This is a genomic window from Nonomuraea sp. B1E8 (assembly GCF_039871515.1).
GTDB lineage: Bacteria > Actinomycetota > Actinomycetes > Streptosporangiales > Streptosporangiaceae > Nonomuraea.
The window spans coordinates 356,968-369,501 of sequence record NZ_JBDPLS010000010.1 but is presented as its reverse complement, the minus strand read 5'-3'; the positions used below and the strand labels follow the sequence as shown (position 1 = coordinate 369,501).

8 protein-coding genes are annotated in these 12,534 nt (G+C 72.7%); 3 read left to right on the top strand and 5 right to left on the bottom strand.

From position 1 onward, the window contains the following. Positions 1-22 precede the first annotated feature (22 nt). Genes ABGA98_RS31160 through ABGA98_RS31150 form a run of 3 tightly spaced genes read left to right on the top strand, consistent with a single transcriptional unit; the run spans position 23 to position 5,167 of the window. On the top strand, positions 23-802 hold the full coding sequence (locus ABGA98_RS31160; RefSeq protein WP_347621961.1) for a cytochrome P450: 780 nt from the start codon (positions 23-25) through the stop codon (positions 800-802). A 7-nt stretch (positions 803-809) separates the two neighbouring features. Then, positions 810-3,626, top strand: coding sequence for a BTAD domain-containing putative transcriptional regulator (locus ABGA98_RS31155; RefSeq protein WP_347621960.1), 2,817 nt, complete (start codon positions 810-812; stop codon positions 3,624-3,626). A 35-nt stretch (positions 3,627-3,661) separates the two neighbouring features. Beyond that, entirely contained in the window at positions 3,662-5,167 is a 1,506-nt protein-coding gene (locus ABGA98_RS31150) for an MFS transporter (protein ID WP_347621959.1), read from the top strand. A gap of 47 nt (positions 5,168-5,214) precedes the next feature. Here ABGA98_RS31150 and ABGA98_RS31145 read toward each other — a convergent pair whose 3' ends face one another. The 5 genes from ABGA98_RS31145 to ABGA98_RS31125 all read right to left on the bottom strand — a co-directional run bounded on the left by ABGA98_RS31145 (position 5,215) and on the right by ABGA98_RS31125 (position 12,534). Beyond that, complete coding sequence (locus ABGA98_RS31145) at positions 5,215-6,138, bottom strand: serine hydrolase (protein ID WP_347621958.1); 924 nt, start codon at positions 6,136-6,138, stop codon at positions 5,215-5,217. A 451-nt stretch (positions 6,139-6,589) separates the two neighbouring features. After that, on the bottom strand, positions 6,590-8,863 hold the full coding sequence (locus ABGA98_RS31140; protein WP_347621957.1) for a phosphodiester glycosidase family protein: 2,274 nt from the start codon (positions 8,861-8,863) through the stop codon (positions 6,590-6,592). Positions 8,864-8,874: 11 nt separating this feature from the next. Then, positions 8,875-9,681 (bottom strand): phosphatase, encoded by an 807-nt coding sequence (locus ABGA98_RS31135; RefSeq protein ID WP_347621956.1) that lies wholly within the window; start codon positions 9,679-9,681, stop codon positions 8,875-8,877. A gap of 4 nt (positions 9,682-9,685) precedes the next feature. Further along, entirely contained in the window at positions 9,686-10,804 is a 1,119-nt protein-coding gene (locus tag ABGA98_RS31130; RefSeq protein WP_347621955.1) for an ABC transporter ATP-binding protein, read from the bottom strand. 20 nt (positions 10,805-10,824) lie between these two features. Continuing rightward, entirely contained in the window at positions 10,825-12,534 is a 1,710-nt protein-coding gene (locus ABGA98_RS31125; protein ID WP_347621954.1) for an iron ABC transporter permease, read from the bottom strand.

Below are 12,534 nucleotides of genomic sequence, written 5' to 3'. Positions count from 1 at the left end.
GATCCCGTTCTAGCGTGACGTCATGCTCATCACCCGTCATGCCGAGGCCCGTGCCGTGCTCGACGACGCCGCGTACGTGCCGCCTCCCGTACGCCAGGACGGCGCGGAGGGGACGCTCGCCTGGCTGCGCGCCCGCGTGTCGCGGTTCAGCACCGGCGAGATCCACGCCGGGCGACGCCGCGTCCTGGTCGAGCTGCTGGCCGGGCTGGAGCCCGCCGAGCTGAGGCGGGCGGCCGCGACCATGACCGAGGCGCGGGACGGCGACTGGCGGGGCGTTCCCACGGCCGTGCTCGCGTCCGCGCTCGGCGTCGAGGACACCGCCGCCGTGTCCGCCGCCGTACCCGCCGCGGCGTCCGGCTACCTGTCCGGTGAGGAGACCCCGCAGGCCGACGCCGCCGTCGCGCGGTTGCTCACGCTGGCCGGCGTTCCCGTGATCACCCTGCTGCTGCAGGGCCACGCCGCCACGGAAGGGCTGATCGAGAACGCGCTCCGGCACGCCGGGCCCGGCGACGACCCCGGGGCGGTGCTGGACGAGACACTCAGGCAGGACCCGCCGCTCAGGGCCACCCGCAGGCTCGACACGAGGACCGGTGAGACGGTGACGATCGATGTGGTGGCCGCCAACCGCGACCCCGGCGTGTTCGCCGGCGCCGAGCGGTTCGACCCGGCCCGCGGCCCGAGCCCGCACCTGACCTTCGGCTCCGGCATCCGCCCCTGCCCCGCGCCCGGCCACGCCCTCGCGCTCGCCGCCGGTGTGCTCGACGCGCTGCTCGCGACATCCTGGCCGCCGCGCCCGCGATAATCGGGGTATGCGCTTCCAGATCCTCGGGCCCACCGCCGTGCTGGGCGAGGACGGCGAGCAGGTCACGCTCGGAGGCCCCCGCGTGCGCGCCCTGCTGACCCTGCTCGCCCTGCACGCCGGCCGCATCGTCGGCGCGGAGCAACTCGTGTCCGGCATGTACGGCCCCCGGCCTCCCGAGGGCGAGGCCAACGCGCTGCAGTCGCAGGTGTCCCGGCTGCGCAGGGCGCTGGGCCGGCATCTGGTGGAGTTCCATCCGGCCGGATACCGGCTGGTGGCCGATCCGCAGGACGTCGACGCGTGCAGGTTCGAGCAGCTGGCGCGGGCGGGAGGGCAGGCCCTGGCCGGCGGCGACCCCGAGCGGGCGGCGGCGCTGCTGCGCGAGGCGCTGAACCTGTGGCGCGGCACCCCGCTCGCCGACGCCCCGCACGCGGTGGCCGCCGCGACGGCGCTGGAGGAGCTGCGCCTGTCGGCCACGGAAGACCGGGTGCAGGCCGACCTCGACCTGGGCAGGCACCGCGAGCTGGTCTCCGAGTTGAGCCGGCTCGCCGCCGCCCACCCGCTGCGCGAGCGGCTGCGGGCCCAGCTCATGCGCGCGCTCTACGGCAGCGGCCGCCAGGCGGAGGCGCTGGCCGCCTACGACGAGGCCAGGAAGCTGCTGGACGACGAGCTGGGCGTCGAGCCGGGAGCCGAGCTGGCCGCCGCGCATCTGGCCGTGCTCAGGGCCGACCCGGCGCTCGGCGCCCCCGCGGCCGGGCAGAGCTCGCGGCAGGGGCTGCGCGCCCAGCTCACCAGCTTCGTCGGCCGCGCCGACGAGCTCCGGCAGGTGGCGGCGAGACTACGCGAGCACCGGCTCGTCACGCTGATCGGGCCGGGCGGCGCGGGCAAGACGCGCCTCGCGATAGAAGTGGCCGGCCAGGAGGCGGGCGACGTGTGCTTCGTGCCGCTCGCGCACGTCTCCGACGGGGCCGACGTTCCGGCGGCCGTCCTCGCCGCGCTCGACATTCGCGACGCCGTGACGCACGCCTCCGACCGGCCCGCCGTGGACCCGGCCACCAGGCTCGTCACCGCGCTCGCCGGCCGCAGGCTGCTGCTGGTCCTCGACAACTGCGAGCACCTCATCGCGGCCACCGCCGAGCTGACGGACCTGCTGCTGGCCTCCGCCCCCTCGCTGCGGGTGCTGGTGACCGGGCGGGAGGCGCTCGGCATCACCGGCGAGTCGATCCTGCCGGTCGCGCCGCTGCGGTTGCCTCCGCCGGAGTCGGGCGACCCGCTCAGCTATCCCGCCGTCCGGCTGTTCGCCGACCGCGCCGCCGCCGTGGCCCCCGGCTTCGCCGTCGACGCGGGCAACGCCGCCCAGGTGGCGGGCATCTGCCGGGCGCTCGACGGATTGCCGCTGGCCATCGAGCTGGCCGCGGCGCGGCTGCGCACACTCCCGCTGGCCGACATCGCCGCGCGGCTCGACGACCGGTTCCGGCTGCTGACCCGGGGCAGCCGCACGGCGCTGCCCCGGCACCAGACGTTGCGCGCGGTCGTCGCGTGGAGCTGGGACCTGCTCGACGAGGACGAGCAGCGGCTGGCCAGGAGGCTGACCGTCTTCTTGGGCGGCGCGCGGCCCGCGGCGGCCGAGCGGGTGTGCGGGCTGCCGGAGGAGGTGCTGTTCTCGCTGGCGGAGAAGTCGCTGGTGCAGGTGGTCGACGGGCGCTACCGCATGCTCGACACGATCCGGGCGTACTGCGCCGAGAGGCTGGCCGAGTCCGGCGAGGTCGAGGCGATCCGCGACGCGCACGCCGGCTACTACCTCGACCTCGTCATGGAGGCCGACCCATGGCTGCGCACGAGCGAGCAGCTGGAGTGGCTGGCCCGGCTCGACGAGGAGGGCGACGACGTCAACGCCGCCGTACGCTGGACCACCGAGGCCGGGCGGCTGGAGGTCGCGTTGCGGCTGCTGGCCCACAGCGCCTGCTACTGGTGGATGCGCGGTCACCGCGCCACCAGCGCCGACCTGGCCGCCGGGCTGCTGGCGGCGCTCGGCCCGCGGCGCCCGGACGGCCTGGACGAGGAATACGTCATGTGCGTGCTCGTCACGGCCTGGGCTGGAGGCGCGGACGACGAGCTGCGCGAGCGGATGGCCGAGGTGCGCCGGCTGGTGAGCTGGGACTACATGCCGGTGCGGGTGGAGTTCATGATGTTGCTGCTGTCCATGTTCACCGGGCCTCCCGGCGACTTCCAGGAGGCCTTCGACGAGATCGAACGGATCGTGCAGGACCTGCCGCCCTGGCAGCAGGCGCTGTCCTACGGCGGCGCCGCGTTCGTCCTGCAGGCCCTCGACCGGCCCGAGGAGTCGCTGGCCCACTTCGAGCGGAGCCTGGCCTCGTTCAAGGCCATCGGCGAGCGCTGGGGCATGACGCTCGTGTTGTCCGGGCTCTGCGAGTTCCACCACGAGGCCGGCGACTACGACACCGCGTACACGCTGGCCGACGAGGCGCTGGCGATGGCGCGCGAGCTGGGCGCCACGACCGAGATCGCCGAGAGCCTGTGCCGCCGCGGCGACGCGCTGATCTGCAGGCAGGCCACGGACTCCGCGCAGGCCGACTACGTGCTCGCGGCCGATCTGTCGCGCAGGAACGGCTCCATGGAGACCCTCGCGTGGGCGCACCTGGGCCTCGGCGAGGTGGCGCTGCGCCGCGGCGACCTCGACGAGGCGCAGGCGCTGCTCACCCGGGCGCGGGCCGAATGCCCCGGCGACTGGTACAGCGCCGAGGACACCCGCACCCGCATCGCGGCCGGGCTGAGCGAGATCAGCCGGTTGGTCAGCGAGCGGTAGGCCGGCCGTCAGCCGCACCCGCGACCGTGAGCGGCATGACGAACAAATGGGCCGCGCTGGCGATCGCCTGCCTGGCCACGCTCCTGCTCTCCCTCGACCTGACCGTCCTGCACCTGGCGCTTCCGCGCCTGGTGGCCGACCTGGGCGCCACGTCCACGCAGCTGTTGTGGATCGGCGACATGTACGGCTTCGCGCTGGCCGGCCTGCTCGTCACCATGGGCAACCTCGGCGACCGCATCGGCCGTAAGCGCCTGCTGCTGATCGGCGCGGCCGCGTTCGGCGCCGCCTCCGTGGTCACCGCGTACGCACCCAGTCCCGAGTTGCTGATCGCGGCCAGGGCGCTGCTGGGCGTCGCCGGGGCGACGATCATGCCGTCCACGCTGTCGATCATCCGCAACGTGTTCACGGAGCCCGGCGAGCGGACCGCGGCCATCGGCGTCTGGAGCGGGATGAGCGCCGCGGGCTTCGCGATCGGCCCGGTCGTCGGCGGCGTGCTGCTCGACCACTTCTGGTGGGGCTCGGTGTTCCTGATCAACGTACCGATCATGCTGCTGGTGCTGGTGGGCGGCGCCCTGGTGCTGCCCGAGTCGCGCAACCCGGACGCGGGCCGGCTCGACCTGCCCAGCGTCGTCCTGTCCTTCAGCGGCGTCGTGACGGCCATCTACGCCGTCAAGGAGGCCGCGAACAAGGGGCTCGGCCACGCCGACGTGGCGGCCGCGGGCGTGGCCGGGGTGCTGCTGCTGGCGGTGTTCGTGTGGCGGCAGACGCGGCTGGCCGAACCGCTGATCGACGTGCGGCTCTTCCGCAGGAGGGCGTTCAGCGCGTCCATCGCCACGAACCTGCTGGCGATCTTCGCGATGTCGGCGATGATGCTGATGTTCGCGTGGTACCTGCAGCTCGTGCTCGGCTGGTCGCCGCTGCAGGCGGGGCTGGCCCAGCTGCCCGGCGGCCTGGCGGGCGCCGTCGGCGGGGTGCTGGCCGCCAAGCTGATCAACCTTGTCGGCCGCAACGGCGTGGTCGCGCTCGGCCTGGCCATGAACGCCGGCTCGTTCCTCTACTACGCCACCCTTGGCACCGAGCTGAACTACCTCACCCTGCTGCCCGTCATGGTGATCGGCGGCATGGGCGTCGGGTTCGCGTTCACGGTGAACAACGACAACGTGCTGGCCACCGCGCCCAGGGAACGGGCGGGTGCGGCGTCGGCGGTGTCGGAGACGGCGTTCGAGCTGGGCGGGGCGCTCGGCATCGCGATCCTCGGCACGGTGCTGACCAGCGCCTACCGGGCGAACCTGGAACTGCCCGCCGGGGTGGACGGCGCGGCCGCGAGGGAGTCGATCGCCGGGGCGCTGCAAACGGCCGCCGGCCTGCCTGCCGGCCAGGCGGACCGGCTCGTGCGCGCCGCGCAGGAGGCGTTCCTTGCGGGTGTGCAGGTGACGTCGCTGGTCACGGCGGCGCTGCTGGCCGTGGTCGCGGGGCTGGCGCTGGCAGGGCTGCGCGGGGTGCCGAAGGAGATCCCGGAGGAGCTCCTCACCAGGGCGTGAGGGGTTTCCTTGCGGCGCCCGTTTGAGAGGAGCGGGTGCCGCGAGGATCAGGGGATGGGGTGGGTGGGGCAGGGGCGGGTGTAGGTCGGGGAGAGGCTGTCGAGGCGTGTGCCGATCGTACGGGCCACCCGTTCGATGGTCTGGACGCCCGCGCCGTGGCCGGGTTGCTGGTCGGTCTGGACCGACAGCAGCAGGTCGCGGCCGGGGCCCTGGATGCGGCCGTAGCTGGTGACGGCCCACGTGTTGTGGATGAACGGGCGCGGGGTCCAGCCGTTCTTCAGGGCCACCCGGTCACCGGGGCGGGCCGCGGCGCTGACGCCCCACGCCTGCTCCTTGTGCACCCGGCTCATCAGCCCCAGCAGCAGCCGGCGGTCGGAGGCGCGCAGCCCCTTGCCGCCGCCGACCAGGACGTCCAGCAGGCGGATGCGGTCGGCGGGGCTGGTGGTGGTGCCGCCCCAGTAGATGCCGGGCCCCGGCGTGGTCTCCCGCATCCCCATTCGCCGGTAGAAGGTGCTCATGGCGCCGCCCCCGCCGACCCGCGACCAGAGCGCGTCCGCCGCCTTGTTGTCACTCTCCGCGATCATGCGTTCCGCCAGGTCGCGGTCTCCCTCGCTGAGGCCGCTCGCGTGGTGGCGCTGGAGCAGCGCGGCGAGGATGTCCACCTTGGCGCCGCTGGCGGTGATGAGGTCGTGCCGGTGCTCCCCCTGGCCGAGGGTGACCCCGCCGACCAGGTCGTGCGCGCCGTACACGATGCGGCCCGGGCGGGTGCGCAGGTAGCGGGAGAGGTCGTGTTCGAGGCGCTGGCGGGCCGCGCGCGCGGCCCGCCTGTCAGGAAATTTCATGACGCATCGCGCCACCTTGACCGGCGCCTTGGCGGAGGCCCGCACCGCGACGGGCACGGTCGGCGCCCGCTCGGCGCCACACGCCGCCACGAGCGCCAGGCCCACCCAGGCCGCCCACTTTGTACGCATGCACAACCCCCGTAGCGTTTGCAGGGGTTACGGGAAATCATGCCCGATTCGGCGGCTTTATCCCTCACATACGGTACGGGACCTTCAGCACCTTCTTGCCGAGCGCGGTCAGAGATGCCTCTCCAGGAAGGCGGCCGTCGCGTCCACACCGCCGCCCGCAGGTCGTGCAGCTTGCCCTGCGGATCCTCGTGCCGGCGCGGCTCCCCGCCGGACTCGCCCCAGTTGCGGTGGTCGAAGGACAGCATCACGTAGCCCCGCTCCGCCAGCCGGGCCGCGTACAGCCCGGTGACCTGGTCGCGCACGACAACCAGTACCGCAACCACTGCGCGACCGTGCACCCGGCAGACAGCGGCGCCACACGATGCGCACCGGAACCGCCTCGGGGACTGTCTATCGCACCGATGGCAGGGCCGTCACCGGGCGCGGCACCAGAGGTGCCGCGCCCGGACGGTCAGCCGGCGGCTACGGCGGTCAGTTCGTCCAGGACCAGGGTGCCGGTGTAGCGGGCGTCAGGGTTGATCTCGTTGAAGAAGATGCGGCGCAGGCTCACCGGGTACGCCATGGTGTCCGGCAGGTCGTACGTGATCTGCTGCCACCCGGGTTCGGTGATGAAGGCGGGTTCGATCGTGTGCAGGGTGCCGTTGCGGTCGACAACTTCCAGGCGGGTCCGCTGGTCGTGGCCTTCGGACTTCACCCACACCTTGAACGCCGTCGGCTGGCCGGCCACCGGGAGGAGGTTGGCGGACGGCCAGATGCCGACGCCGCGCGTCTCGGTGCTCTGGGTGAAGTCGTAGTCCAGCTTCAGCCCGTTCCCGACGTGACCGTCAGGGGTGGAGGAGGCGGTGCCGGTGGCGCGCAGGCTCCAGAAGTCCCAGTTCGAGGTGTCGTCGAAGGTGTCCACGACGTCCTGGGACGTCCCGATGCCGACGACCAGCTCGGTCCGCACGCCGCCGGCGGACACCGTGACGACGTGCTCGCCCTCGGCGGCCCGCGCGGTGACGGTGAACGCGCCGGTGCCGGTCGCGGTCACGTCCAGCGCCGCCTTGTCGTAGGTGAGCTGGACGTTGGCGGGGTCGATGGGGGCCGCGTACCCGGCGGAGTCCGAGCCGTTGACCTCGAAGGTTCCCTGGGCGCCCGTGTTCAGCAGGTTGATGCGGCGGGTGTCGGTCTCCAGGCGGGCCAGCCGGCCCAGCACGGTGAGGTCGATGTCTCCGGCGGCCTTGCCGTGCTTGGCCGTCACGGTCGTCTCACCGGACGACAGCGCGCGGAAGACGCCGTCGCGGTCGACCCGGCCGATCCGGCTGTTCTTGACCCGCCACTGCGGCTTGATCGTGCGCGGCACGCTGGCGGGACCGTACGTCTCGTCGTACGCGGCCGCCGTCAGCCGGCGGGTCAGTCCGGGGAAGACCCGCTCGGTACGCCACGACGCGGCGGCCTCGGGCCCGGGGAACCGGTCGCGTTCCGTCGCCGTGTCCACCCAGAAGCCCTTGGCCTTGCCGCTGCCCTTGGGCAGGAACATGGCCAGCCCGGTCGGCACGGGACGGGTGCCCGCCGCGTCGGACGGCCGGTTGACGAGGTCGACCTGCTTCTGGCCGGGTTCGCGCACGACGAGCGTCGTCGAGCCGCCGCCGTCGAGGTTGAGCGCGCTGTGGGCGCCCAGGCCGGCCATCATCTCGGCCAGCTCGTCCAGCCCGATACCGCGGGAGAACTCGGGCTGCCGGCCGTCCACTGCGACCAGCCACATCTTGGTCCCGTCGGCGGAGAATCCGACGGCGGTCCTGGGCTCCGGCGTGTTGTTCTCGGGCGGGAGTTCGAGCGGCTTGCCGTCCGCGACGATGAGCTGACGTCCGCTCACGGCCGCCTTGACCTTCATGTCGCCGGGAGCCCGTACGGCATAGTCCACGGAGACCCGGTCGCCGGCCCGCAGCGAGGACAGCGCGTCGGCACCGGCCTCGCGTCCCACCAGCACGAACGCGCCTTCGGCGATCGCGCCCTCGCGGGGAACGTCCACCACCTCGGCCACGACACCGTCGCGCACGACCACCTCGATGGTCCGCGCGACGCCCCTGACCGGATGGCAGCGGCAGTACGTGCCCCAGACCGGGGTGAACATCCCGATCTGGTCCTTGAGCAGCTCGGCCTTGTTGAGCGCGTCCAGCGGGACGGTCCTGCCGGGCAGCTTGACGGTGCCCTCGAAGACGATCTCGCCGATGGCACCGATCTGGTCCTCGGAGAACATCACCGCGGTCTGGTTCGTCTGGGACGCCTTGGTGTTGGGCAGCGGCGACTGCAGCAGCTCGCCGTCCTGGATGGCCACGCCCCAAGGCGCGCCGGAGGCGGCGATGTCGAAGTAGTCGGCGTTCGTCGCCGCGATGGCGCCTGCTTCGCGCGCCATGTCGAGCAGCGGCCGCCGCGCGGCGACCTGGCCGGGGAACAGCCGCCCGATCTGCACGCCAGCCTTGAGGTCGACGGACATCTGGTACGTCTGCAGCCAGCCGGGCTCCCCGGTGGCGCCGTCGGGCCCGTACAGCTCGACCGTGCTCAGCTCGACGCCAGGAGCGACCGGCTGGGATTCCCGGTAGGTCTCGGTGCGGCCGTCGAGGACGACCGCGGCGGCGGCGGGCGCCGGCGTCTCCGCGTACGCCGGCCCGGTCAGGACCAGGGCGAGAGCCGCCGATAACAGGGCAGAGGGAACTTTCCATCGCATCAAACCGTGACGGGACATGACCATCCTCCTCAAACAGCGATACCGGTCGCGCGCCGGAGCATGTACGCGGTCACCGGCGAGAACTCGGCGGGCGTGAAGTTGTCCTCGATCGGCAGGACGTGCTCGTGCCGTCCCCTGGCGCGCGCCAGTAACAGGGCGATGTCGTTGGCGTCGGCGATCGACAGCGTGTGCAGGCCGGCCGCGATCGCCGCGCCCGCCATGCCGTGGTCGGCGATGACGAGATCGATCCGCACGCCGCCGGCGGCCACCGCGGCGATCATGGCCTCCATGTAGTCGGGCCGGTGGGTGTGCAGGATCGCCTCGTCGTGGAAGGCGCACGCGACCCCGCCGAAGAACCGGATACCCGTCTCGCCGGCGGCGTGGGCCCCGACTGCGCGGTCGAGCCGGTGGTCGTCGAGGGCGCGGACGATCCTGTTGCCCGCGTTCCGCAGCGCGCGCGCCAGGTCGGCGTAGTGGTCGAGCAGCCCGGTCGGGTGCCCGGTCGCCAGCAGCACCGTGCCGCCGCCGTCCCGCAGGAAGGGGGCGAGGGCGTCGGCGTGCGCCCTGATGCCGGCCAGCGTGTGCTCGGGCGCGATGTACCCGAGCTCGGGGTCGCCGTCCGTGATGCGGTCGCCGATGCCGGCCTCGACGGCGGTCACGACCGCGTCGATGGACGCGGTACGCCAGTCCTCCAGGCCGAAGGTGTTGTCGGGGTCTCCTTTGAGCATCTTGTGCGCGTACGCCAGTGACTGCCGGCGGACGGTCCTGATGCCGCCGGACAGGCTCCGCTCGACGAGCAGGTCGCGCAGGTCCGCCTCTTCGTGTGCGATGCCCATGCCGTCAGCTCGCCGCCGCGACGACGGGCCGGGCGGCGGCTTCCGGTGGGCGCCACGCGCCCTCGACCCTGGGGAACGCCCGCGCCGCGCCCTTGCCGATGCTCAGCCGGACGTTCGCTCCTGGCGACCAGCCGCTCTGGGCAGAGTGCACGATCACCACCGAGCCGCCGGCCTCGACGTAGGTGCGGACGACCGGGCCGAGGAACTGCACGTCGCGGACGACGCCGCGCAGCACCCCCTCACCGGGGGCGTCCTCCTCGCTGAGCGACACGTCCTCAGGGCGTACGGACACATCGACGGGCGAGCCGGAAGAGACGGAGGACGACGTGCTCGCGGGCGTCGCGGGGAGCACCGCTCCGGCGACGTTCACCTCCCACGACTCGTCCGACCCGCCGGCGTACTCCCCCGCCAGCCAGTTCGTGATGCCGACGAAGTCGGCGACGTACCCGTTGGACGGGGCCAGGTAGATCTCGTGCCCGCTGCCGAGTTGTTCGAGCGAGCCGTCCTTCATGACGGCGATCCGGTCGCCCAGGGCCAGCGCCTCCTCCTGGTCGTGGGTGACGTAGACGATCGTCGTCCCGGTGTCGCGCTGGATCTCGCGAAGCTGGGTGCGCAGCTGGATGCGGGTCTTCGCGTCGAGGTTGGACAGCGGCTCGTCCATGAGCAGCACCGACGGCCGGATCGCCAGCGACCGGGCGACGGCGACGCGCTGCTGCTGCCCGCCCGAGAGCTCGTTCGGCCGCCGACCGCCGAGTCCCGTGAGGCCGACCAGGTCGAGCGCCTCCTCGGTACGGCGGGCCCGCTCGTCCTTGGCCAGTTTCTGCGCCTTCAGCCCGAACTCGATGTTCTCCGCGACGGTGAGGTGCGGGAAGATCGCGTAGTCCTGGAACACCATGGACGTCGGCCGCGCGTCGGGCCCGTAGCCGGACACGTCCACGCCGTCGATGAGCACGCTCCCGCTGTCCGGCTGGATGAACCCGGCGATCATCCGCAACGTGGTGCTCTTGCCGCACCCGCTGGAGCCGAGGAGGCAGAGGAACTCGCCGCGGCCGACGACGAGGGCGAGGTCGCGAACGGCCGGCACCCCGTCGAACGACTTGCACAACGACTTCAGTTCGATCATGGAATCTCCATCAGCAGGTGTCACAGGTCGTAGAGCCGCAGCCGGGAGCCGAGGGCGAGCTTCGCGACGGCGAGCCCGGCGAAGCTGACCACCATCAGGCCGGCCGCGACGCCGGTCGCGGCGCCCCACTGGCCGAACTCGGCGAGGTTGACGATGGTGGGCGCGCCCAGGCCGATGCCCGGCGAGGTCAGGAAGATCACGGCACTCAGCGTGTTGATCGCGTGGAGGAACCCGAACACGAGCGACGTGGTGAACGCGCCGCCCAGCAGGGGGAACATGATCTGGACGATGACCCGGGCGCGCGAGGCGCCGAGGTCGGTGGCGGCCTCGTCGATCGACGGGCTGATCTGGTTGATGGTGGTCACCGCGGTGCGGTAGCCGACCGGGATGGCCCGCACGACCATGACCAGCACCAGGATCAGCGCGGTGCCGGTCAGGGCGATCGGCGGCTCGTTGAACGTGAGCAGCCACGCGATGCCGATCATCGTCCCGGGGATCGCCGACGGCAGCACCGCGAGCCCGTCCATCACGCCTCGGCCGAAGACCCGCGTGCGGTGCACGACGTACGCGGCGACCAGCGTGCTGATCGTCGTGATGATCGCCGCCGTGGCGGAGAACAGCGCGGAGTTGCGGATGTCGTCACCGCGCAGGAGTGCCGTCCGCCAGTGGTCCAGCGTGAGGCTCCAGTCCGCGCCCCACGCCCGGGTGAACGAGCCGGCCAGGATGCTCCCGTAGATGAGGATCATCAGCACGCTGACCAGGCCGAGGACGGTGAGGAGCCCGCGCCGCACCGCCACGGGCAGCGGCGCGGGCGGCAGGCTCCCCGTCTTCCCCGACACGGTGACGGCGGAGCGCCGCGCCAGGACGCGGCGCTGGATCAGGAAGAGGATCAGCGTCGGTACGAACAGAAGCACGCACAGCACCGCCGCCATCCCGAAGTCCTGCCGGCCCACCGCCTGCACGTACGCCTCGACCGAGAGCACCTGGTACCCGGCACCGATGAGGACGGGGTTGCCGAAGTCGGTGATGACGAACATGCCGACGAGCAGCAGCGCGTTCAGGATCGTGGGGAACGCCAGCGGCAGCGTGACCCGGCGGAAGGTCTGGAACCACGTCCAGCCGAGGTCCCGGCTGGCCCACTCCAGGGTGGAGCCGATGTTCTTCAGCGTCGGCAGCAGGGTCAGCGTGGCCATGGGGAAGAAGGCAAGCGTCTGGACGAGCCAGAGCCCGCCGAGGCCGAGGAGGCTGATGTCCAGGCCGAGCACCTCGTGCGTGATCAGACCGCGCCGCCCGAACAGCAGCAGCACCGCCAGGCCGACGACGAACGGCGGCGAGATCAGCGGGAGCAGGGCCATCACCCGCAGCACGGCCCGGCCCCTGATGTCGGGCCGGCTGAGGGCGTAGGCGAACAGGAAGCCGACCACGGTGGCGCTCAGCGTCGAGGCCACGCCGATGACGACGGTGTTCTTCGCGGCCGTCGCCACGCGCGGCTCGGCGAGCCTGCTCCAGGCCTCGCCGTCGGGCTCGAACAGCATGGCGACCGTCGGCACGAGGACGAGGAGGAGGAGCAGGCCGGCGACGTAGGCGACGAGCGTGCCCACCGTGATCCGGTCGGCCAGCAGGCGTCTGCGGCTGCGCCGCTGCCAGTCCGGCCGGGTCCCGGGCGCCCGTTCGGTCCGCTCTTCCGGCCGCTCTTCCGGCACGACGGTCTCTTGGGTCGTCGAGGGCAC

Bases quoted from the DNA above. Each gene is read 5' to 3' on its own strand.
- ABGA98_RS31160 (WP_347621961.1), top strand. From the start codon at position 23: ATGCTCATCACCCGTCATGCCGAGGCCCGTGCCGTGCTCGACGACGCC.
- ABGA98_RS31155 (WP_347621960.1), top strand. From the start codon at position 810: ATGCGCTTCCAGATCCTCGGGCCCACCGCCGTGCTGGGCGAGGACGGC.
- ABGA98_RS31150 (WP_347621959.1), top strand. From the start codon at position 3,662: ATGACGAACAAATGGGCCGCGCTGGCGATCGCCTGCCTGGCCACGCTC.
- ABGA98_RS31145 (WP_347621958.1), bottom strand. From the start codon at position 6,138: ATGCGTACAAAGTGGGCGGCCTGGGTGGGCCTGGCGCTCGTGGCGGCG.
- ABGA98_RS31140 (WP_347621957.1), bottom strand. From the start codon at position 8,863: ATGTCCCGTCACGGTTTGATGCGATGGAAAGTTCCCTCTGCCCTGTTA.
- ABGA98_RS31135 (WP_347621956.1), bottom strand. From the start codon at position 9,681: ATGGGCATCGCACACGAAGAGGCGGACCTGCGCGACCTGCTCGTCGAG.
- ABGA98_RS31130 (WP_347621955.1), bottom strand. From the start codon at position 10,804: ATGATCGAACTGAAGTCGTTGTGCAAGTCGTTCGACGGGGTGCCGGCC.